The sequence below is a fragment of the Halomonas sp. DP8Y7-1 genome, assembly GCF_019801685.1.
In the GTDB taxonomy this organism is placed as follows: Bacteria; Pseudomonadota; Gammaproteobacteria; order Pseudomonadales; family Halomonadaceae; genus Halomonas; species Halomonas litopenaei_A.
In genome coordinates, this window is sequence record NZ_JAHVIN010000014.1 from 425,713 (window position 1) to 448,312 (window position 22,600).

The 22,600-nt window shown below is 61.7% G+C and carries 19 protein-coding genes and 2 tRNA genes; 19 read left to right on the top strand and 2 right to left on the bottom strand.

Translation table 11 applies throughout. From position 1 onward, the window contains the following. Positions 1-191 precede the first annotated feature (191 nt). On the top strand, positions 192-950 hold the full coding sequence (locus tag KUV41_RS18840) for a class I SAM-dependent methyltransferase (RefSeq protein ID WP_222486985.1): 759 nt from the start codon (positions 192-194) through the stop codon (positions 948-950). Here the strand turns inward: KUV41_RS18840 and KUV41_RS18845 are convergent. Further along, positions 919-2,025, bottom strand: a complete 1,107-nt coding sequence (locus KUV41_RS18845; protein ID WP_222486986.1) for an esterase-like activity of phytase family protein — start codon at positions 2,023-2,025, stop codon at positions 919-921. The genes KUV41_RS18840 and KUV41_RS18845 overlap by 32 nt on opposite strands. Before the next feature lie 99 nt (positions 2,026-2,124). On the opposite strand from KUV41_RS18845, the gene dapB reads away from it, so the two are divergent. The 4 genes from dapB to greA all read left to right on the top strand — a co-directional run bounded on the left by dapB (position 2,125) and on the right by greA (position 8,225). After that, entirely contained in the window at positions 2,125-2,943 is an 819-nt protein-coding gene (gene dapB / locus KUV41_RS18850; protein ID WP_206942468.1) for a 4-hydroxy-tetrahydrodipicolinate reductase, read from the top strand. A gap of 381 nt (positions 2,944-3,324) precedes the next feature. Then, positions 3,325-4,470 carry a glutamine-hydrolyzing carbamoyl-phosphate synthase small subunit gene (carA, locus tag KUV41_RS18855; protein ID WP_222486987.1) on the top strand — a complete coding sequence of 382 codons (1,146 nt, stop codon included), beginning with the start codon at positions 3,325-3,327 and terminating at the stop codon, positions 4,468-4,470. Positions 4,471-4,521: 51 nt separating this feature from the next. Beyond that, on the top strand, positions 4,522-7,752 hold the full coding sequence (gene carB, locus KUV41_RS18860) for a carbamoyl-phosphate synthase large subunit (protein ID WP_222238022.1): 3,231 nt from the start codon (positions 4,522-4,524) through the stop codon (positions 7,750-7,752). Next, positions 7,749-8,225, top strand: coding sequence for a transcription elongation factor GreA (gene greA, locus KUV41_RS18865; protein WP_206942482.1), 477 nt, complete (start codon positions 7,749-7,751; stop codon positions 8,223-8,225). Before carB ends, greA begins: the two co-directional genes overlap by 4 nt. 137 nt (positions 8,226-8,362) lie before the next feature. On the opposite strand, the gene yhbY is transcribed toward greA, so the two are convergent. Next, positions 8,363-8,689 carry a ribosome assembly RNA-binding protein YhbY gene (gene yhbY, locus KUV41_RS18870; RefSeq protein ID WP_206942611.1) on the bottom strand — a complete coding sequence of 109 codons (327 nt, stop codon included), beginning with the start codon at positions 8,687-8,689 and terminating at the stop codon, positions 8,363-8,365. Positions 8,690-9,016: 327 nt separating this feature from the next. On the opposite strand from yhbY, the gene rlmE reads away from it, so the two are divergent. The 14 genes from rlmE (at position 9,017) to rpsO (ending at position 22,554) form a co-directional block, all read left to right on the top strand. Continuing rightward, on the top strand, positions 9,017-9,685 hold the full coding sequence (gene rlmE, locus KUV41_RS18875; protein ID WP_206942483.1) for a 23S rRNA (uridine(2552)-2'-O)-methyltransferase RlmE: 669 nt from the start codon (positions 9,017-9,019) through the stop codon (positions 9,683-9,685). 317 nt (positions 9,686-10,002) lie between these two features. After that, on the top strand, positions 10,003-11,994 hold the full coding sequence (gene ftsH, locus KUV41_RS18880) for an ATP-dependent zinc metalloprotease FtsH (RefSeq protein WP_222162144.1): 1,992 nt from the start codon (positions 10,003-10,005) through the stop codon (positions 11,992-11,994). A 196-nt stretch (positions 11,995-12,190) separates the two neighbouring features. Further along, positions 12,191-12,985, top strand: coding sequence for a dihydropteroate synthase (gene folP / locus KUV41_RS18885; protein WP_222162494.1), 795 nt, complete (start codon positions 12,191-12,193; stop codon positions 12,983-12,985). Then, positions 12,978-14,327, top strand: coding sequence for a phosphoglucosamine mutase (gene glmM, locus KUV41_RS18890; protein WP_206942485.1), 1,350 nt, complete (start codon positions 12,978-12,980; stop codon positions 14,325-14,327). The genes folP and glmM overlap by 8 nt, the downstream gene beginning before the upstream one ends. Positions 14,328-14,479: 152 nt before the next feature. Next, positions 14,480-15,226 (top strand): triose-phosphate isomerase, encoded by a 747-nt coding sequence (gene tpiA / locus KUV41_RS18895; protein ID WP_206942486.1) that lies wholly within the window; start codon positions 14,480-14,482, stop codon positions 15,224-15,226. 4 nt (positions 15,227-15,230) lie between these two features. Continuing rightward, a complete protein-coding gene (gene secG, locus KUV41_RS18900) occupies positions 15,231-15,665 on the top strand; it encodes a preprotein translocase subunit SecG (RefSeq protein WP_206942488.1) in 435 nt (144 codons plus the stop codon). A 16-nt stretch (positions 15,666-15,681) separates the two neighbouring features. Next, positions 15,682-15,768, top strand: a tRNA-Leu gene (locus tag KUV41_RS18905). Positions 15,769-15,899: 131 nt separating this feature from the next. Then, a tRNA-Met gene (locus KUV41_RS18910) sits at positions 15,900-15,976 on the top strand. 210 nt (positions 15,977-16,186) lie between these two features. Further along, complete coding sequence (rimP, locus tag KUV41_RS18915) at positions 16,187-16,648, top strand: ribosome maturation factor RimP (protein ID WP_206942489.1); 462 nt, start codon at positions 16,187-16,189, stop codon at positions 16,646-16,648. An 87-nt stretch (positions 16,649-16,735) separates the two neighbouring features. Next, positions 16,736-18,229: a transcription termination factor NusA gene (gene nusA / locus KUV41_RS18920; protein ID WP_206942490.1), complete on the top strand. Its 1,494-nt coding sequence runs from the start codon at positions 16,736-16,738 to the stop codon at positions 18,227-18,229. Between the two features lie 27 nt (positions 18,230-18,256). After that, on the top strand, positions 18,257-20,794 hold the full coding sequence (gene infB, locus KUV41_RS18925) for a translation initiation factor IF-2 (protein ID WP_206942491.1): 2,538 nt from the start codon (positions 18,257-18,259) through the stop codon (positions 20,792-20,794). Between the two features lie 21 nt (positions 20,795-20,815). Further along, a complete protein-coding gene (gene rbfA / locus KUV41_RS18930) occupies positions 20,816-21,232 on the top strand; it encodes a 30S ribosome-binding factor RbfA (RefSeq protein ID WP_206942492.1) in 417 nt (138 codons plus the stop codon). After that, complete coding sequence (truB, locus tag KUV41_RS18935; protein ID WP_222486988.1) at positions 21,232-22,194, top strand: tRNA pseudouridine(55) synthase TruB; 963 nt, start codon at positions 21,232-21,234, stop codon at positions 22,192-22,194. The genes rbfA and truB overlap by 1 nt, the downstream gene beginning before the upstream one ends. Before the next feature lie 90 nt (positions 22,195-22,284). Beyond that, entirely contained in the window at positions 22,285-22,554 is a 270-nt protein-coding gene (gene rpsO, locus KUV41_RS18940) for a 30S ribosomal protein S15 (RefSeq protein ID WP_206942494.1), read from the top strand. The last annotated feature ends 46 nt before the right edge of the window (positions 22,555-22,600 follow it).

A 22,600-nucleotide genomic window follows, 5' to 3' on the forward strand; every position in this document is an offset into this window, starting at 1 on the left:
TAGCTAAATGTGACGTGACGTTATCTCTGGCGGGCGGTAAAGGTGGCTCATCGGCGTTTATGGCCATGGAGCTCGTCATGTCAGGTATCTGTTCTTCTTCCTTTACAAACCGACAGCCAGAGCAAGGCCCAGCCACTGACTCAGAGTCATTTGCACCCTCTTCTTCCGTGGCTGATGCGGGTGGGCCAGCCATGGCGTCATCTGGCGACGGTTTTTCCGACGCCTTGGCCGAGCGCTACGACCAGCTGGCTCAAGATCCCCGCTACTGTATTTTTACCGGGTCGGTGCTGCACTACCTGGGGCTGGAGGAAGGGGTTGTCGGCAAGCGGGTGCTCGATGTGGGGTGTGGCAACGGCGACCTGGCGGCAGATATGCGTCGTCAGGGTGCGAGTGAGGTGGTGGGCGTCGATATCAGCCCCGCGCAGATAGCCCTGGCCAGAAAGCGCCATGGTGGGCTCGGCACGACGTTCCGTGTGGAGGATGCCTATCAGCCGCTAGCCCTGCCCGAGGCGCCCTTCGATACCCTGGTCAGCGTCTTTGCCTTTCATTTCATTCAGGATCCAGAGCAGTTGGCTCGTGCGTGTCGCAATCTCTTCGAGGCGCTGAAGCCTGGCGGCCTGCTGGTGTGGCTGGATATCACCCATGACTATGTGTTCGATCCAAAGCGAATGGCGCGGCTGGAAGCCTTGACCAGCTATCGCTATGACCCTGGGGTGGCGCCGGGGCAGCGTCCGGCTCCCTGGAGTCGCGTGGCGGGTCAGGTGCGCTCGGGGTCTGCCTGGTTGCCGGTGGACCATGTGGCCATTCCCGGCAGAACCGTGGTCGAAACGCTGCAGCGCGTGGGCTTTTCGCAGGTCCGGCGCGAGCCGTTGCGATTTCCTGATGCCGAGTCAGCTTGGTTGTGGGGGCCAGAGGGCTTCAATCATCACCTGCTGGTGGCCCGTCGCTAGACATTGGTGGTCCCGCTGGAAGGGGAGTGTCAGCGAGGTCCTGCCGCAGGCGGAAGCAGCTCAGCAGATTGCGCTGAAGTGCACTGAAGTTGTCGTCGCTGACCATCAGGATGCTGCCTTCTGGCAGCCTTGCCAGTCCTTCCATGTTGTCGATTCGCCAGCCGTCTCCTGCAGACAGGCTGGCAAGACGTGTGACGTCGACGGTCGGGGGTTGGTGCAGTTCGATCAGGCTCAGGGTGATGGTCAGGGGGTGAGGTGGGGAGAACGCCCGCTCCAGGGCCAGCAGACGCGGCGAGCGAGTGCTGGCAGCGTCTTCGAGTGTCAGTAGCTCTGTCAGTGCGCTGCCAGGTGCAGGTGCCAAGGGGTAGTGCCAGCGGGTGACCGGTGTGTCGTCGCCGGGCAGGCTGAACAGCAGCGTATGGCGGCTTGAGACGTCGTCGGAGGGAGGCTGTGGCATGTCGGTCGGTGGGGCTTCCAGTCCCGCGACCAGACCGATGCCGGGCACCCAGGCAAGCGCCTCCAGGCTCTGGTTGTCAGCAGCGCTGGCCGTCAATAGCGAGCGTATGATCCGTCCGCTTGATACCCCCGTGGTGGTGAAGCCCTCGACGCGGTGGTCCTGTTCAAAGCCCACCAGCAGTTGCGTATTGCCTGCAACGTTGTCGCGGTCATTCATCAGCACCAGAGACTCGGCGTCTGCCGCCTTGCCTTCCAGCCGGCGACCGTCTCGGTCCGTCAGTCGGTGGCTCGATAGCGCCGTGAGGTCAACCAGCCGGCCATCGCGAAATACGGGGGTCGCCTGGTGCAGGCGTCCACGATCCGATAGCAGATACAGGCGCTGTTCATCGCTGTCCCAGGCCATGGCGGACAGCCCGCCCAGGGGCACTGACGAGACATCATCAAGCGGCTGCCATTCGCCGGGTAGCGCCAGGGTGCCGCAGAACTCGAGCGCCGCCGGCGCGGGGGCATCACCCTGAAGGTTGGCTGAGGCGACCTGGGTAGTGCAGCCGCTGAGCCACGACGACAGGATGATCAGTCCGATGGCCAGGCAGAGTGGGGGCAAGGGCTTGGGCAACATGGAGGCCTCATTGAAGCGTGGGCAAGGCATTGTGGTGTGGCATTGGTATACTGCGCCAAGTTTCTTGCAGTTTTATCATTGGTCAGCGCTGGAGTTTGCATGAGTTCAACCGCCCCTCGTATTGCTATTGTCGGCGTCGCCGGTCGCATGGGTCGCACCCTGGTCAACGCCGTCGCCCAGGATGAAGCGGCTTCTCTTGCCGGTGGTATCGTTGAGCCGGGCAGTTCGCTGACGAACGCAGACCTGGGAGAGCTCGCGGGTATCGGTCGGCTGGAGGTGACTGCGGTCGATTCCCTGGACGCTATCGTCGATGATTTTGACGTCTTGATCGACTTCACCGCGCCAAAGGTGACGCTGGCCAACCTGGCGTTCTGCGCCCAGCATGGCAAGGCGATCGTGATTGGCACCACGGGCTTGTCCGATGACGAGCTGGCCGAGCTCGACAGCTATCGCGACCGGGTCGCCATGGTGTTTGCGCCCAACATGAGTGTCGGTGTGAATCTGACGCTGAAGTTGCTGGAAACCGCGGCGAAGGCGCTTGGCGATGAAGGGTACGACATCGAAGTGATCGAGTCCCATCATCGACACAAGGTGGATGCCCCCTCCGGCACGGCGCTGCGCATGGGCGAGGTGGTTGCCGCCGCTCTGGATCGTGATCTCAAGGAGCACGGTGTATTCGAGCGCGTCGGCCAGTGCGGCCCCCGTGATGCCAAGGAGATTGGCTTCGCTACCGTGCGTGCAGGGGATATCGTCGGTGAGCACACCGTGATGTTTGCGACGGAAGGTGAGCGCATCGAGATCACCCACAAGGCGTCTAGCCGCATGACCTTTGCCCGCGGTGCTGTGCGCGCTGCGCGCTGGGTGGCCGGGCGCGATGCCGGACGCTATGGCATGAACGATGTGCTGGGGCTTGAGTAAGTCTGTCTGGTCGCAACGTTCGGTGGCAAAGGCTGCCGGGGGTTGATGCATTGGGGGTGATGCGTGAACGGGGGTAGTCAGATACCTCTGAATGCTGTAACATTCCAAAAATTTTGGCCGAGCCGGGCATGAAAGTGCCGCCCAGAAAGCGCATTTAACGACGCTTGCTGGCGTAGTGTGGCGGCCGTGCATTCCGAGCGAATGACAACAAGCGGGATGAAACCGGTCAAACACCGGGTTTCGTCCCGCTTTTTTACGGCCCGGCCCCTCGTGTGCTTGTCATGCGGCGGGCCGGGTCGGTGCCGAATGGCCTGGCGACAGGCTGTCACGGGCGGTGGCAGCGGTCGTGGATACCTTGACGAGCTTTGGGAGGACGTAGCGTTGAACAAACCCGCAATATTGGCCCTGGAAGATGGCAGCGTATTCCACGGCACGGCCATTGGTGCAGACGGGCAGACCAGTGGCGAAGTGGTGTTCAATACGGCCATGACCGGCTATCAGGAAATTCTCACCGACCCTTCCTACTCTCGACAGATCGTCACGCTGACCTACCCTCATATTGGCAATACCGGCATCAATCCCGAAGACATCGAGTCTTCCAGCATCGCCGCCGCGGGCCTCGTCATCCGCGACCTCCCGTTGGTTGCCAGTAACTTCCGCTCCACCCAGAGCCTGTCCGATTATCTCGCCAGTCAGAATGTCGTCGGTATCGCAGATATCGATACGCGCCGCCTGACGCGCATTCTGCGCGACAAGGGGGCCCAGAATGGCGCCATCCTGGCGGGCAGCGAGGCCGAGGGCGATGACGCCGTAGCGCGCGCGCTGGAAGCCGCGCGTGCCTTCCCGGGGCTCAAGGGCATGGATCTGGCGAAGGTGGTGTCCTGTAGCGAAGCGTACGAATGGAATGAAGGCGAATGGCAGCTGGGCGAAGGCTACGTTGACGCTGCTGCCGGCGAGCGCCCCTTCCACGTGGTGGCCTACGACTATGGGGTCAAGTTCAACATTCTGCGTATGCTGGCCAGCCGCGGGTGCAAGTTGACGGTGGTGCCGGCGCAGACGCCAGCGGCTGAGGTGCTGGCGATGAAGCCCGATGGCGTGTTCCTGTCCAACGGCCCCGGCGACCCCGAACCCTGTGACTATGCCATTGAGGCAATCCGCGAGATTCTGACCACCCAGGTGCCTGTCTTTGGTATCTGTCTGGGTCACCAGCTGCTGGCGCTGGCCAGTGGGGCAGCCACGGTCAAGATGAATCATGGTCATCACGGTGCCAACCACCCGGTGCAGGATCTCGATTCCGGGCATGTGATGATCACCAGTCAGAACCACGGCTTTGCCGCCGACGAGACATCGCTTCCGGACACCCTGCGAGCGACCCACCGCTCCCTGTTTGACGGCACCTTGCAAGGTATCGAGCGTACCGATTGCCCGGCCTTCAGCTTCCAGGGTCACCCCGAGGCGAGCCCAGGCCCCCGCGATGTGGCGCCGCTGTTCGACCGCTTCATCGACATGATGCAAAGCCGTCGTTAAGGCGCTCACCCAGACTCCGGTTCATCGTCCAATTTTCTTGCGGGAAGCACCATGCCCAAGCGTACAGACCTGAAAAGCATCCTTATCATCGGCGCAGGCCCGATCGTCATCGGTCAGGCCTGCGAGTTCGACTACTCCGGCGCCCAGGCCTGCAAGGCCCTGCGTGAAGAAGGGTTCCGCGTCATCCTGGTCAACTCGAATCCGGCGACGATCATGACCGATCCCGCCATGGCCGACGCTACCTATATCGAGCCGATCACCTGGCAGGCGGTAGAAAAGATCATCGAGGCTGAACGCCCCGATGCGGTGCTGCCGACCATGGGGGGCCAGACCGCGCTGAACTGCGCACTGGACCTGGATCGTCACGGTGTCCTGGAAAAGTATGGCGTTGAGATGATCGGGGCCAATGCCGACACCATCGACAAGGCCGAGGATCGCGATCGCTTCGACAAGGCGATGAAGAATATCGGTCTGGAGTGCCCCAAGGCCAAGATCGCTCACAGCATGGACGAGGCCTGGGAGATTCAGAGCGAACTGGGCTTCCCGGCCATCATCCGGCCGTCCTTCACCATGGGGGGGTCTGGCGGCGGTGTGGCCTACAACAAGGAAGAGTTCAAGGAAATCTGCCATCGTGGCTTTGAGCTCTCTCCGACCCATGAGCTGTTGATCGACGAATCGCTGCTGGGGTGGAAGGAATACGAGATGGAGGTCGTTCGCGACAAGAACGACAACTGCATCATCGTTTGTGCCATCGAGAACTTTGACCCCATGGGAGTCCACACGGGTGACTCCATTACCGTGGCGCCTGCGCAGACGCTGACGGACAAGGAATATCAGATCATGCGTGACGCTTCTCTCGCGGTGCTGCGCGAGATCGGCGTCGAGACCGGTGGCTCCAACGTCCAGTTTGGCGTGGACCCCGAGACCGGGCGCATGGTGGTCATCGAGATGAACCCGCGTGTATCGCGCTCCTCTGCGCTGGCCTCCAAGGCCACCGGCTTCCCGATTGCCAAGATCGCTGCCAAGCTGGCGGTGGGCTACACCCTGGATGAGCTGCAGAACGATATTACCGGCGGGCGCACTCCGGCCTCGTTCGAGCCGTCCATTGATTACGTCGTCACCAAGATTCCGCGTTTCACCTTCGAGAAGTTTCCCCAGGCCAATGACCGCCTGACCACCCAGATGAAGTCTGTGGGTGAGGTCATGGCGATCGGCCGGACCTTCCAGGAGTCTCTGCAAAAGGCCCTGCGCGGCATGGAGACCGGTAATGATGGCCTCGACCCCATCGTGACCGACTTCAGCGCTGACAACATGGCGCTGATCAAGGGCGAGCTGCAGGCTGCCGGTGCCGAGCGCATCTTCTACATCGCCGACGCCATGCGTTCCGGCATGAGCGTGGAAGACGTCTTTGAACTGACCAATATCGACCCCTGGTTCCTGGTGCAGCTCGAAGATATCGTCAAGATTGAGCAGGATCTGGCCAGTCGCTCGCTGTCCTCGCTGGATGCCCGTGAGATCTATCGTCTCAAGCGCAAGGGCTTCGGTGACGCGCGCCTGGCCAAGGTGCTTGGCGTGTCCGAGGACGATGTGCGCAAGGCGCGCCAGGATGCCGGTATCCGCCCGGTGTACAAGCGGGTAGACACCTGTGCCGCCGAGTTTGCCTCCGACACCGCCTACATGTACTCGACCTATGAAGAAGAGTGCGAGGCCGAGGTCAGCGACCGCCAGAAGATCATGGTGCTGGGTGGAGGTCCGAACCGTATCGGCCAGGGTATCGAGTTCGACTACTGCTGCGTCCATGCCGCCTTCGCCATGCGCGATGACGGCTACGAGACCATCATGGTCAACTGCAACCCCGAGACCGTGTCCACCGACTACGATACCTCTGACCGTCTGTACTTCGAGCCGGTGACTCTGGAGGACGTGCTCGAGATTGCCGACAAGGAAAAGCCGGTCGGCGTGATCGTCCAGTTCGGTGGCCAGACCCCGCTGAAGCTTGCCCGTGCCCTCGAGGCCGCTGGTGTGCCGATCATTGGTACTACCCCGGATGCGATCGACCGTGCCGAGGACCGCGAGCGTTTCCAGCAGATGATCGACAAGCTGGGTCTGAAGCAGCCCCCCAATGCCACCGCCAGAAGCTTCGATGAGGCCTTCTCCAAGGCCGAAGCAATCGGCTACCCGCTGGTGGTGCGCCCGAGCTACGTGCTGGGCGGCCGGGCCATGGAGATCGTCTACGACGCCAGCGAGCTCGAGAACTACATGACCCATGCGGTCAAGGTCTCCAATGACTCGCCGGTATTGCTCGACCATTTCCTCAGCGCGGCGGTCGAGGTGGATATCGATGCAGTGTCCGACGGCGATCAGGTCGTGATCGGCGGCATCATGCAGCACGTGGAGCAGGCCGGTGTGCACTCGGGCGACTCCGCCTGTGCGCTGCCGCCGTACTCGCTGCCGGCGGACGTGCAGGACGAGATGCGCGAGCAGGTCAAGCGCATGGCCGTCGAGCTGGGCGTGAAGGGTCTGATGAACGTCCAGCTGGCCTGGCAGGACGGCGAAATCTACGTCATCGAGGTCAACCCGCGTGCCTCGCGCACTGTGCCCTTCGTATCCAAGTGCATCGGCACCTCGCTGGCGCAGGTTGCCGCCCGCTGCATGGCTGGCGTCAGCCTCAAGGAGCAAGGGTTCGAGCGGGAGATCGTGCCGCATTTCTATAGCGTCAAGGAAGCGGTGTTCCCGTTCAACAAGTTCCCCGGTGTGGATCCGATCCTGTCGCCGGAAATGAAGTCCACCGGCGAGGTGATGGGCTCTGGCGAGACCTTTGCCGAGGCCTTCTACAAGGCTCAGCTGGGTGCTGGCGAGGCGATCCCGCCGCTGACCGGTGATCGCAAGGCGTTCCTGTCGGTACGCGAGCCGGACAAGGCGGGTGTTATCGAAGTGGCACGTTCTCTGGTAACATTGGGCTTCACACTCTGTGCGACCCGAGGAACGGCGGCAGCCCTTGAACAGGCTGGTCTGCCCGTTGAGGTCGTCAGTAAGGTTTACGAAGGCCGGCCGCACATCGTCGATTCCATCAAGAACGACGAGATCGCCTATATCGTCAATACCACCGAGGGCCGCCAGGCCATCAACGACTCCTCGGTGATCCGCCGCACCGCACTCGCCCACAAGGTTCCCTATGCCACGACGCTGGCAGGGGCCAGTGCCGTTTGCTTGGCGCTCGAGTACGGCAATGCCGTTACCGTGCGGCGGCTACAGGAACTGCATGCAGGAGCGAATACATGAACAAGGTCCCGATGACCGTCGCCGGTGAGCAACGCCTGCGTGAAGAGCTCGAGCAGCTCAAGAGCGAGGCTCGCCCGACAGTGATCGCTGCCATCGCGGAAGCCCGCGAGCATGGCGACCTCAAGGAAAACGCCGAGTACCATGCTGCCCGTGAGCAGCAGGGCTTCATCGAAGGCCGTATTCAAGAGATCGAGGGCAAGCTGTCCAACGCCCAGGTCATCGATGTCACTAAGTTGCCGAAGACGGGCAAGGTGATCTTCGGCGTGACCGTCGAGCTGTTGAACCTGGATACCGACGAAGAGGTGACCTACCGCATCGTTGGTGAGGATGAGGCCGACATCAAGGAGCGTCGCATCTCCGTCACGTCACCCATTGCCCGCGCCTTGATCGGCAAGGAAGAAGGTGAAGTGGTGCTGGTGCGCACTCCTGGCGGCGAAGTCGAGTACGAGATTACCGGCGTCGAGCACATCTAAGCGCAACTCTCCCGCTCCAACGACACCGCCCCGCCAGGCAACCTGGCGGGGCGGTGTCGTTTGGTGTTAAAGCTGGCCTTGAGCCGTCGCCTTCCGCGCTTGGCGGCTGACCTGGTAGCCGTCAGTGGCTAGCGCTGTCAGTGGCGGCCGTGGTGGTTCTCGAAGCGAGTGATGTTGGACAGCTTCGGGTTGGCCTTGGGGTTCTTGCGATACAGCAGGGCGACCTTGCCGATCTTCTGGATCAGCTCGGACTTGCTCTGGTTGACCAGTTCGTCCAGCACGGCGGTGCGGTCGTCGCGGTCGGGAATCGCCAGCTTCACCTTGACCAGTTCATGGTCATTGAGGGCGCGTTCGAGCTCGGCCAACAGGCCCTCGGAAATGCCGTTCTCCGAGGCCGTGACCACCGGGTCGAGGTGGTGGCCGATGCTGCGCATTGCTTTCTTTTGTGCCTGTGACAAGCTCATGGTATCTTGCTTCATTCCGTATTGGCCGTTGGGCGCGTGACCGCACATGGTACGGGTAAACCCCGTGCGGTGAAAGCGATGTCGCCTGTCGATTGTCGTCGATGGCGCCCCCGGCATCCATTTTTTCAATCGCTGTCGGCGCTTACCGGACACCCCCATCGATACGCCTTCGACCCGGGCGTCGTCCGAACCGATACCGCGCTTCATGGTCATTCTCTGTCCAGGTGAGCGGCACTCCGAACGGAGCAGCCTGTAGACCATCCCATCCATTGGTCTCGGTCAGCCGCTTCAGGACATCGTCCCCGGCAACTTCTCTCAGGTGGTGTAGTGGCAGCCTCTCGTCCCCCTTCCAGCAAGAAATCCTCCAGCAAGAAGCCCTCGTCCAGCAAGACGAGTGCGAGCTGGCTGAAGGAGCACTTCGACGATCAGTATGTCCAGCAAAGTTGGCAGGATGGCTATCGCTCCCGGGCGAGCTACAAGCTGGTTGAGCTGGATGACAAGGACAAGCTGCTCAAGCCCGGTATGACGGTGATTGACCTGGGCGCTGCTCCAGGCGGCTGGAGTCAAATAGCGGCCGAGCGAGTGGGGGACAGTGGCGTTGTCATCGCCTCGGACATCCTGGAGATGGATGCCCTGGCGGGCGTCGATTTCGTTCAGGGAGATTTTACCGAAGACAGTGTGCTCGATGAGTTGCTGGCGCGCCTGCAAGATCGTCCGGTAGACCTTGTGATGTCGGATATGGCCCCCAATATGAGTGGTATGGCGGCGATCGATCAGCCGCAGGCCATGTACCTGGTGGAGCTGGCGCTGGACTTGGCAAGGCAGACGCTGCGTCCCGAGGGCACCTTTCTGGCGAAAGTGTTCCAGGGCGAAGGCTTTGACGAGTACCTGAAGGAGCTGCGTGGTGCCTTCCGCAAGGTTGTCACGCGCAAGCCAGGTGCCTCGCGGGCGCGCTCCCGGGAGGTGTACTTGCTGGCCCAGGGGTTCAAGGGGTAGCGGCAGCCGGCTGCCACGCCCTCGCTCCAGTAGCAGGCTCCGGACACAGGCGTCGGTCTTAGCGAGTGGCGGCGAGATTCGGGACGACGAAAGGCAGCTGCGATAGCTTTCGACTAATGCTGCGATAATGTCAGATGTGCTCGCTATGAGGCCAAATTCATGGCGGGGCAGAGGTATACTGCTGGTGGCGCTCGCTGAAATCAGCGCAGTGACACCTTGGGTCGGTCGCAACAGGCTGGCTGAACAAGGCTGGCTCATGTAGTGTCGAACCCTTAGGCACCATAGGCCGACAGATTCTTGCAATTGAGGGTGGTCCCTTGAACGACATGGCGAAGAACCTGATTCTGTGGTTGGTCATCGCGGCGGTGCTGCTGACGGTGTTCAACAACTTCAGCGTCGAGAATGCACCGAACCAGATGAACTACTCACAGTTCGTCCAGCAGGTGCAAAATGAACAAGTACGCAGTGTGACCATCGATGGTTACACGATCAGCGGTGAGCGCAACGATGGCTCCAGCTTCCAGACGATTCGCCCTTCGGCGGAAGATCCGAAGCTGATGGATGATCTGCTGTCCAATAACGTGACTGTGGTGGGCAAGAAGCCCGAACAGCAGAGCTTATGGACGCGGCTGCTGATTGCCAGCTTCCCGATCCTGCTGATCCTGGCCATCTTCATGTTCTTCATGCGTCAGATGCAGGGTGGCGGCGCCGGTAAAGGCGGCCCGATGAGCTTCGGCAAGTCCAAGGCGAAGCTGCTGTCCCAGGATCAGATCAAGACGACCTTTGCGGATGTTGCTGGCTGCGATGAGGCCAAGGAAGAGGTCGAGGAGCTGGTCGACTTCCTGCGCGACCCCACCAAGTTCCAGCGTCTGGGCGGGACGATTCCCCGTGGTGTGCTGATGGTGGGCCCGCCTGGTACGGGTAAGACCCTGCTGGCGAAGTCTATCGCTGGTGAGGCCAAGGTCCCGTTCTTCTCGATCTCCGGCTCTGACTTTGTCGAGATGTTCGTGGGTGTCGGTGCTTCCCGTGTTCGCGACATGTTCGAACAGGCCAAGAAGCAGGCGCCCTGCATCATCTTCATCGACGAGATTGACGCCGTAGGTCGCTCGCGCGGTGCCGGCATGGGTGGCGGCAACGATGAGCGTGAGCAGACTTTGAACCAGTTGCTGGTCGAGATGGACGGCTTCGAGGCCAACGAAGGCATCATCGTGATCGCTGCCACCAACCGTCCCGACGTGTTGGATCCGGCTCTGCTGCGCCCAGGTCGCTTCGACCGTCAGGTGGTGGTGCCGCTGCCCGATATTCGCGGTCGTGAGCACATCCTCAACGTCCACCTGCGCAAGGTGCCGCTGGCTGATGACGTCAAGCCGACCTTCATCGCTCGTGGTACCCCCGGGTTCTCCGGTGCCGACCTGGCCAACCTGGTCAACGAGGCAGCCCTGTTCTCGGCCCGCCGCAACAAGCGTCTGGTGGGTATGGAGGAGCTGGAGCTGGCCAAGGACAAGATCATGATGGGTGCCGAGCGCCGCTCCATGGTCATGACCGAAAAGGAAAAGTTGAATACCGCCTACCACGAGGCCGGCCATGCCATCATCGGTCTGGTCATGCCCGAGCATGATCCGGTGTACAAGGTCACCATTATTCCTCGTGGGCGTGCGCTGGGTGTGACGATGTTCCTGCCGGAACAGGATCGCTACAGCCTGTCGCGGCAGCAGATCATCAGTCAGATCTGCTCATTGTTCGGCGGCCGTATCGCCGAGGAAATGACGCTGGGTCCGAATGGCGTCACGACGGGGGCATCCAACGACATCAAGCGCGCCACTGAGCTTGCCCACAACATGGTGGCCAAGTGGGGTCTGTCGGAAGAGATGGGTCCGATCATGTACGACGAGGACGAGTCGCATCAGTTCCTCGGCGGCCCGGGTCAGGGCGGCGGCAAGCTCAAGTCCGGCGACACCACCACGCGCCTTGATCGGGAAGTCCGCAAGATCATCGATGGCTGCTACGAGCAGGCACAACAGATCCTCGAGGACAATCGCGACAAGCTGGATGCCATGGCCGACGCGCTGATGCAGTACGAGACCATCGATGCCGATCAGCTCAAGGACATCATGGAAGGTCGTGATCCGCGTCCACCCAAGGACTGGGATGAGCCTGGCTCCGGTGGTGGGTCTCCGGTGACCGGCGATCCCGCTGCCACTGCCGACAATGATCAGCCCAGTGCTGACAGCGAAGAAGGTGACGAGGAAGACGATGACAGTCCCGGTCGTCGTCCCTCCGACCCCCTCGGCGGCCCCGCCGGCAGCTGATGCTCTGCCCCTGACAGAGGCGCCCCACGGGGCGCCTCTGGCGTTGCAGGGGCAGCTGTCGCGCGATGCTGCGATAGTGGCCCTCATCTCGTGTCTTACCATGTCTCCAGCCAGGACTTTTTCACCGATGGAATCTCGTTATCCCGCCGTGCTGCCCTGCGGCCGTCATCGGCTCGATCTCACCTTTCCCCGCGTCATGGGCATTCTTAACGTGACGCCTGATTCTTTCTCTGACGGCGGGCGCCACATGGTGATCGATGATGCCCTGCGTCACGCTGAACAGATGCTGGCGGAAGGTGCCGCCATCATTGACGTGGGTGGCGAGTCGACCCGACCGGGGGCCGCTCCGGTGAGCGCCCAGCAGGAAATGGATCGCGTTGTTCCCGTGGTTGAGGCGCTGGTGCGCGAGCTGGACGCCCTGGTGTCGGTGGATACCTCGACGCCTGAGGTAATGCGTGAAAGCGCACTGGCTGGCGCAGGCATGATCAACGACGTGCGCAACCTGCGGCGCGAAGGTGCGCTGGCAGCGGCGACCGGAACGGGGTTGCCAGTAGTGCTGATGCATATGCTGGGTGAGCCGGGCGATATGCAGGACGCACCGAGCTACGCGGAACCGGTCGAGGAAGAAGTCGCGCGCTTCCTGGAATCCCGTGTCGCAGAATGTGAGGCTGCTGGGCTGCGTCGGGAACGTATCTTGCTGGACCCGGGCTTTGGTTTCGCCAAGACGGTAGAGCATAATCTTCGCCTATTGCACCGCATGGAGCGTCTGGAAGCCCTGGGGCTTCCGCTGCTGGTCGGCATGTCTCGCAAGAGCATGATCGGCAAGGTGCTCGATCGCGCTGTCGAAGAGCGTCTGCCGGGAGGCCTGGCCTTGTCGGCGCTGGCGGTCGAGCGCGGTGCTCGCATATTGCGCGTTCACGATGTGGGGCCCCATGTGGACGCGGTGAACATGACTTGGGCCGTTCTCGAGGAAGGAGAACACCATGGCTAGACGCTACTTTGGCACGGACGGAATTCGCGGCACCGTCGGGCAGGCGCCCATCACCCCTGACTTCATGCTCAAGCTTGGATGGGCGACTGGGCGCGTGCTCGAGCCGCGCCGGCAGCGGGCGCGCGTGTTGATTGGCAAGGATACGCGGATCTCCGGCTACATGTTCGAGTCGGCCCTCGAGGCAGGGTTGTCGGCAGCTGGCGTTGACGTCATGTTGCTGGGGCCAATGCCGACGCCCGGTATTGCCTACCTGACGCGTACCTTCAGGGCGGATGCCGGCATCGTGATTTCGGCGTCCCACAACGCCTATCAGGACAATGGCATCAAGTTCTTCTCGGCCGAAGGCGCGAAGCTGGGTGATGAGATCGAAGAACGGATCGAAAAAGCCCTGGAAGAGACGCTGACCACCGTGCCGCCGGATGAGCTGGGCAAGGCAAGTCGCGTCGATGACGCTGCCGGGCGCTACATCGAGTTCTGCAAGTCGACCATTCCGGATCGCGTCAACCTGCATGGGCTGCGGATCGTCCTCGATTGCGCCCATGGGGCCACGTACCACATCGCTCCTGCGGTATTCAAAGAGTTGGGTGCCAAGGTGACCCTGGTAGGCGCCGAGCCAGATGGCCTGAATATCAACCGTGAGGTCGGCTCGACCCATCCCGCGGCGTTGCGGGCCGCAGTGATTCAGCAGGGGGCGGATCTGGGGGTGGCCTTCGATGGGGATGGCGACCGCGTGTTGATGGTCGATGCCGATGGTCATGAAATCGATGGCGACGACATGCTCTACCTGATCGCCAAGGACCGCCACGAGCGAGGCGAACTGGGTGGGGGAGTGGTCGGCACCCTGATGAGCAACTTTGGGCTGGCGGCAGCGCTGGAAGGCATGGGTGTGCCGTTCGAGCGGGCCAAGGTCGGCGACCGTTACGTGATGGAGCGACTGGCGGCCAACAACTGGTTGCTTGGCGGCGAGTCGTCGGGTCATATCGTGTGCCGTCATGTGCAGACGACGGGGGATGGTATCGTCTCGGCGCTGCAGGTGTTGTCGTACATGGTGCGCGAGGAGAAGCCGCTGTCGCGGTTGCTGTACGGTTTCGAGAAAGCCCCCCAGTCACTGGTCAACGTGCGATTGCCCGCGGGTGTTGATGCCAAGGCCGTGATGGCAGAGCCTAGCCTGGACGCTGCGACCAAGGCCGTAGAGGCGGAGTTGGGCGCTGAAGGGCGAGTGCTGCTGCGTCCATCCGGCACTGAGCCGTTGATTCGCGTCATGGTCGAGGGTCGCCCCCATCTGGACGTTGAGGGGCTGGCACGTCGCCTTGCCGATGATGTGCGTGGGCTGGTGAGCTGACCCTGCCCCTTGCGGCGGCACGCTGACGCCAGTTCTGACACTATCGGGGCCGCTGCTTGGCCCCAGGTACTGGGTCGGCGTGTCCGTCATGATTGTTGTCTTGACAGGGCCTCTCCTATACCATTTCGGCCCACCTTGAAAGAGGATGATCCATGCGTGCACCGCTGATTGCCGGCAACTGGAAGATGAACGGCTCGCGTAGCCTGATCGACAGCTTCGCCGAAGCGCTGTCCCGTGCCGACCTGCCCGAGGCGGTTACCGTAGCGCTGGCTGTACCTTTTCCCTATGTCGGAGCGGCGCGAGAGGCGCTTCCATCCTCCGTGCGTGTCGCTGGTCAGACGCTGAGCGACAAGCCAGATGGCGCCTATACCGGTGAAGTCAGTGGCGCCATGCTGCGTGATGTTGGTGCACAGATGGTGCTGGTGGGCCATTCTGAGCGGCGCACGCTGTTCGGAGAAGATGACGCCGCAGTGCTGGCCCGGGTCCAGGCGGCGCTCCATCAGGGCCTGACGCCGGTGCTTTGCCTTGGCGAGACCCTCGAAGAGCGCGATGCGGGTCGCACCGAAGAGGTGGTGCTGGGACAGTTGTGCGCGGTATTGGACGTGCTCGACAGTGATGCGCGAGCCCGTCTCGTGCTGGCCTACGAGCCGGTGTGGGCGATTGGCACAGGGCGTACCGCGACACCCGAGCAGGCGCAGCACGTGCATGCGGCCATCCGAGCGCGACTCGAGCAGTACGGTGGCGCCCTGGCGGCGTCCATGCAGGTTCTCTACGGCGGCAGCATGAAGCCCGATAATGCGGCGGAATTGCTGGCCCAACCGGACATCGACGGCGGCCTGATCGGCGGAGCATCGCTGAAGGTCGACGATTTTCTAGCCATTTGTCAGTCAGCAGGTTGAATCCATGCAAGTTGCCATTCTCATGATCCACGTGGCGATCGCTATCGCCCTGGTCGTCCTTATCCTGCTGCAGCAGGGCAAGGGTGCCGATGCCGGCGCTTCGTTCGGTGGCGGTGCCTCTCAGACCGTCTTTGGTTCCCGTGGTAGCGGCGGTTTTCTGTCCAAGGCCACCGGCGCGCTGGCGGCATGCTTCTTTGCCACCTCGCTGACGCTGGCCTATTTCGCCTCCGAGGCAGGCAATGCTGCGCCAGTGGCAGGTATTCCTGACGCCGAGGTCATCGAGCAGCAAAACGGTACGCCGACACTGGACGACAGCTCCACTCAGAACAGCGCACCAGCGCAAGGTGAGGAAAACACCGAAAATTCCGCGCCTACGCTTGACGGTGAGTCAGCTGATGTGGATAATGCTGCGCCAGTGCTGGAGGACAGCGATAGCTGATCTCCGGACTCCCCTAGCCGAAGTGGTGGAATTGGTAGACACGCTATCTTGAGGGGGTAGTGACCGTATGGTCGTGCGGGTTCAAGTCCCGCCTTCGGCACCATTTTCTAAACGGCATCGCCGTTGGGAAAACAAGCTCTCCTGGTACGCCCAGTGATCTTTTCAGGGTTGGCGGTTCGGTGAGATGCCTTGACGCCCTGGTCATGGCGAAGTATACTCACCGGCCTAGATTGATGCGGGGTGGAGCAGTCTGGTAGCTCGTCGGGCTCATAACCCGAAGGTCATCGGTTCAAATCCGGTCCCCGCTACCATCTTCTTGGCAGGCATGCAGGTATCCTCAAGGGGCATGCGTAACATCTGCCAGATGGTGACAGGTTTCTTGGAAAAGCCCCTTCCTGTGAAGGGGCTTTTTGTTAGCAGCTTGCCGGGTGTGCCCGGCAGCGCGAACGCCAATCAGCCACCTGACTTTCCTGTTCACTCCCGGCCAGGTGCTGATGCAACGGCTGTAGGAGCTTTCATTCGTGGCGACCAAAGATGCTGCGCTCAATGCGTTGATCGAACCGGTGGTATCTGCCATGGGGTTCGAACTCTGGGGTATCGATTACCTGTCCCAGGGAAAACATTCCCGTCTGGTGATTTATATCGATCATGCCGATGGTGTCAGCGTCGACAACTGTGCCGATATTAGTCGCCAGGTCAGCGCCATCATGGACGTCGAAGACCCGATCGCTGGTGAATACCGGCTCGAGGTGTCTTCGCCGGGCATGGATCGTCCGCTGTTCACGCTCGACCAGTTCTCTCGTTACGCCGGCCATCACGTGGCGCTGAAGTTGCGCTCCCCGTTCGAAGGGCGGCGCAAGTTTCAGGGACTGCTGGCAGGCGTCGAGGGCGATGAGGTACTGGTTCAGATCGACGGCGAGGAATATTGCTTCCCGATCGATGGTATCGATCAGGCGCGGGTGGTACCGCAGTTCGATAACTGACGTACTCGGGTGCGCCACGGCTGATGCGCAACAGTTGACGCACGACAAGAGAGAACAAGGATCGGTTTTTTGGCGAGGCTTTAAGGCATGAGTAAAGAAATTCTGGCGGTCGTTGATGCGATCTCCAATGAAAAGGGTGTCCCCCGCGAGGTCATCTTCGAGGCCGTAGAAGCTGCGCTGGCAAGTGCCTCGCGCAAGCGCTTCGAGGATGAGGAAGCCAGCGTGCGCGTGCACATCGATCGCGTGACGGGTGAGTACGAGACCTTCCGTCGCTGGGTGGTGGTCGAGGACGACGACTTCGACGGCCCGGATGCCGAAATCAAGCTGACCTTCGCCGAAAAGCGCGATCCGCCGCTGGGCCTGGGTGACGTGGTTGAAGAGCGCATCGAGAATGCCGCCTTCGGTCGTATCGCCGCACAGACCGCCAAGCAGGTGATCGTGCAGAAGGTCCGCGAAGCTGAGCGTGCCGAAGTCGTACGTATCTATGCCGAACGCGAAGGCGAGCTGGTGGCAGGTATCGTCAAGAAGACGACACGTGACGGGTTGATCATTGACCTGGGCGACAACGCTGAAGCGTTCCTGCCGCGCAGTGAGATGATTCCCGGCGAGCGCTATCGCATGAACGAGCGTGTGCGTGCCCTGCTGGTCAAGGTCGACGCCGAGGCGCGCGGTGCGCAGCTGATTCTGTCGCGTACCAACCCGCAGATGATCATCGAGCTGTTCAAGATCGAAGTCCCGGAAATCGCCGAGCAGCTTATCGAGATCAAGGGTGCAGCACGTGATCCTGGCTCTCGCGCCAAGATTGCGGTCAAGACCAATGATCGTCGGATTGATCCGGTAGGTGCTTGTGTCGGTATGCGCGGTTCGCGGGTACAGGCGGTGTCCTCCGAGCTTCAGAATGAGCGCGTCGACATCGTGCTGTGGGATGACAATCCTGCACAGCTGGTGATCAACGCCATGGCGCCGGCGGACGTGGCCTCCATCCTGGTGGATGAAGATGCCCATGCCATGGACGTCGCCGTAGCGGAAGACAACCTGGCCCAGGCCATCGGCCGTAGTGGTCAGAACGTGCGTCTCGCGTCGGAGCTGACCGGGTGGCGTATCAACGTCATGACCGAAGCCGACGCCGAGGCCAAGCGCGATCAGGAAATCGACAGCCTGGTCGAGCACTTCGTTCAGCATCTGGACATCGACGATGATGTCGCCCGGCTGCTGGTCGAGGAAGGGTTCACCTCTCTGGAAGAGGTGGCCTACGTGCCGGTCGAGGAAATGCTGGAAATCGAAGAGTTCGACGAAGACCTCATCGAGGAGCTTCGAGCTCGCGCCAAGGACGAGCTCTTGAACCTGGCCATTGCCTCCGAGGAGGAACTGGACGGAGCCCAGCCGGCGGATGATCTGCTTGAGATGGACGGTATGGAGCGCCACCTGGCCTTCATTCTGGCTAGCCGTGGTATCAAGACCATGGAAGATCTGGCCGAACAGTCCGTCGACGATCTGGTGGACATCGAAGAGGTGGACGAAGAGCGCGCCGCGGCATTGATCATGACCGCCCGTGCGCCTTGGTTCGAGAGCGAACAGTAACAGGGTCACGGGCTGAGGAGGGTCGTAATGTCAGAGATGACCGTTAAGGATTTTGCAGCAAAGGTGGGGCGCGAAGTGCCCCGTCTGCTGGAGCAGATGAAAGAAGCCGGACTCGAGCACAAGTCGGAAGGCGATGCCGTGTCCGAGGAAGACAAGCGCAAGCTGCTGGACTTCCTGACCAAGAGCCACGGTGGTGGTGCAGGCGTCGGTGCTGGTGCGCGCAATCGCATCACCCTGACCCGCAAGACGCGCAGCAAGATCAAGACGAGCGAGCGCGGCAAGACCATCGAGGTGCAGGTTCGCAAGAAGCGCACCTACGTCAAGCGCGAAGAGACCCCGGAAGAAACTCCGGCCCCGGCCGAGGACCACGGTCCGCGTCAGCTGGTCGGTGACATGGCCGATTCTCGTGCGCGTCGTGAGGCTGAAGAAGCCGAAGCGGCCAAGCAGCGCGCCGAAGAGAAGGCGGTTCAGGAAGCCGAGCAGGCGGCCAAGGCCCAGCGTGAAGCTGAACAGGCCGCCGCAGTGCCCGATATCCCCGTGCCCGAGCTCGATACCTCCGCTCCTGCCGGAGACGAGCCCCCGGCGCCGCCGAAGGAAGGCCGTGGTGATGTGCGCCGCGCTGCCGTCAAGAAGGCTGCGGGCAAGGGCGGCAAGAAGGGTCGCAACGAGCGTGACGACGACGACCGTAGCGATCGCGAAGAGCGTCGCCGCGGTGGCGGCAAGAAGGTCAAGCGTGCCGAGCGTCGTGGCAGCCGCCGTGGTGGCAGCCAGGGCAACGGCAAGCATGGCTTCCAGAAGCCGACCCAGCCGATCGTCCGTGAAGTGTCCATTCCCGAGTCCATCTCGGTGGCGGACCTCGCCGACAAGATGTCGATCAAGGCCAACGAAGTCATCAAGGCCATGTTCACCATGGGCGCGGCGGTGACGATCAACCAGACCATTGACCAGGACACCGCGGCGATCGTGGTGGAAGAAATGGGTCACACGCCCAAGCTGGTCAAGGATGATGCCCTCGAGACCGAAGTGCTCGAAGCCATCTCCTACGAGGGTGAGGAAATCACTCGCTCTCCGGTGGTCACGGTCATGGGTCACGTCGACCACGGCAAGACCTCGCTGCTCGACTACATTCGTCGTGCCAAGGTGGCTACCGGTGAGGCAGGGGGCATTACCCAGCACATCGGTGCCTATCACGTCGAAGACGACAGTGATGGTGTGACCTTCCTGGATACGCCTGGACACGCGGCGTTCACCGCCATGCGTGCTCGTGGTGCCAAGGCCACTGACGTTGTCATCCTGGTCGTGGCTGCCGACGACGGCGTGATGCCTCAGACGATCGAAGCGGTCGAGCACTCCAAGGCAGCGGAAGTGCCGATGGTGGTGGCGGTCAACAAGATCGACAAGCCGGAAGCCGATCCCGACCGGGTCAAGAACGAGCTGTCCCAGCACGGCGTCATCTCGGAAGAATGGGGTGGTGACACCCAGTTCGTCCACGTCTCCGCCAAGACCGGCGAAGGCATCGAGGCGCTGCTGGAAGCGGTCCACCTGGTGTCCGAAGTGCTCGAGCTCAAGGCAGTCCCGAGCGCGCCTGGCAAGGGCGTGGTGGTCGAGTCGCGGCTCGACAAGGGACGTGGTCCGGTGGCTACCGTACTGGTCCAGAACGGTACGCTGAAGAAGGGCGATATCGTCCTGGCAGGCCTGCACTATGGTCGCGTACGTGCGCTGACCAACGAGCTTGGCAAGCAGGTCGATGCGGTGGGTCCCGCCATGCCGGTGGAGATCCAGGGCCTCGACGGCACGCCGGAAGCCGGTGATGACTTCATGGTTGTCGCCGACGAGAAGAAGGCCCGTGAAGTGGCCAACTTCCGTCAGGGCAAGTACCGCGAGATCCGTCTGGCACGTCAGCAGAAGGCCAAGCTCGAGAACATGTTCTCGCAGATGGGTCAGGAAGAGGCGGCCAAGGTCAACATCGTGCTCAAGGCCGATGTGCAGGGCTCGTTGGAAGCCATCAAAGGCGCCCTCGAGGAGCTGTCCACCGACGAGGTGCAGGTCTCCGTGGTGTCCTCCGGTGTCGGCGGTATCACCGGTACCGATGCCAACCTGGCCCTGGCCAGTGAGGCCATCGTGGTCGGCTTCAACGTGCGTGCCGACGCGGCTGCCCGCGAGATCATCGAGCGTGAAGGTCTGGAGCTGCGCTACTACAGCGTCATCTACCACCTGATCGACGAGGTCAAGCAGGCCATGAGCGGCATGCTCGAGCCTGAGTGGAAGGAAGAGATCGTCGGTGTGGCCGAGGTCCGTGACGTCTTCCGTGCACCGAAGATCGGTGCGGTGGCTGGCTGCATGGTGGTCGAAGGCACGGTCTTCCGTAACAAGAAGATCCGCGTGCTGCGCGACAACGTGGTCATCTACGAAGGTGAGCTCGAGTCGCTGCGCCGCTTCAAGGACGACGTCCAGGAAGTGCGCAACGGCATGGAGTGTGGCATCGGCGTGAAGAACTACAACGATGTCCAGGTCAACGACAAGATCGAGGTCTTTGACCAGGTCAAGGTCGAGCGCACGCTGTAAGCGTTCGGGGAGTCGTTATCCATGCGCGAATTCAAGCGTACCGACCGAGTGGCCGACCAGCTCCAGAAGGAGCTGGCGGTCCTGATCCAGCGCGAGGTCAAGGACCCGCGCCTGGGGATGGTCACCGTCAGCGGCGTCGAGGTCAGCCGTGATCTTGGCTATGCCGACGTGCATATCACCCTGCTGGGGGAGCAAGACCCCGAGCGGATCAAGGAAAACCTTCAGGTGCTCAAGCGCGCTGGTGGTTTCCTGCGTAGCCAGGTGGCGCGTCGTATCAAGCTGCGCCATGTGCCGGAATTGCGCTTTCATTACGATGAAAGCGTGGTTCGCGGTCAGCACCTGTCATCCCTGATCGAGGAGGCGGTAGCGAGCGATCGTTCGCGCCACGCCGATGATCAGGATGACACTTCCGAGGGTGAAGACGGGGCCAAGGACTAATGGCTCGTCGTCGCCGAGGATTACCGATCGACGGCGTACTGTTGCTGGACAAGCCCAAGGGCATGTCCAGCAATTTCGCATTGCAGCGGGCGAGGCGCCTGTACCAGGCGCAGAAGGCCGGTCACACCGGCACGCTGGACCCCATGGCGACGGGGCTCTTGCCGGTACTGTTCGGCGAAGCCACCAAGTTTTCCAGCCATTTGCTTGAAGCTGACAAGGTGTACCGGACCCGGGTGGAACTGGGTCGTAGCACGGACACCGGTGATGCCGAGGGCAACGTCATTGCCGAGGGTGTGGTGCCCTCGCTGTGCGAGGCGGATGTTGCTTCCATGGTCGACAGCTTCATTGGTGAGCAGGATCAGCTGCCACCAATGTACTCTGCGCTGAAACATCAGGGGCGCAAGCTGTATGAACTAGCCCGAGAGGGCAAAAGCGTAGATCGTGCAACGCGACGGATAAGGGTGTATGATGCCCGGCTACTCTCAGCGAGCCTTGCCGGGAATGCACCCGCCTTCGAGTTGGAGGTCCGGGTCAGCAAAGGCACTTATGTGCGTACCCTGGCCGAGGACATGGCCAAGGCGCTGGGATGCGAAGGACATATTTCGCAGCTCAGAAGGCTCAAGACAGGCCCTTTCGATGCCGAGGGCATGCTCGATTTCGAGAGGCTCGAGGCCGATGACGCCGCCGCACGTGAAGCGCATCTAGCGCCGATCGACAGCCTGCTTCAGCATCTGCCGGCACACCGCCTCAGTGAGGCTGGTGTCGCGGCCATGCGCTTTGGGCGAACCGCCCGGGGCGAGGTGGAGCAGCACGCGTTGGCCCAGATGACGGCCAGCGAAGGATCACTGTATCGACTTTATCAGGGCGAGTCCTTTATCGGGCTTGGTCTGGTGGAGCCAGTCGGGGACATCGTGCCTCGGCGCCTGCTGAGTTCGTTCGTCGCGGGCTCGGGGCAAGACTGACCTCCTCAAGGGGTTGTGGCAGCTGGAGACTGCAAATATGCGTGGTCTCCGACATTCATCATTCAGGCATATTGCTTACTGGAGAGACAGATGGCACTTACCGCCGAACAGAAGGCCGACATCGTCAACGAATACGGCCGTGGTGACAACGATACCGGTTCCCCCGAGGTTCAGGTGGCCCTGCTGAGCGCCAACATCAACGGCCTGCAGGATCACTTCAAGACCAACAAGCAGGACCACCACTCCCGTCGTGGCCTGATCCGCATGGTCAACCAGCGCCGCAAGCTGCTGGACTACCTCAAGCGCAAGGATTTCGAGCGCTATCAGTCTCTGATCCAGCGTCTGGGCCTGCGTCGCTAAGCAGTGCTGACATGACAAGGCTTCCTTGTGGAAGCGGCGTCACACA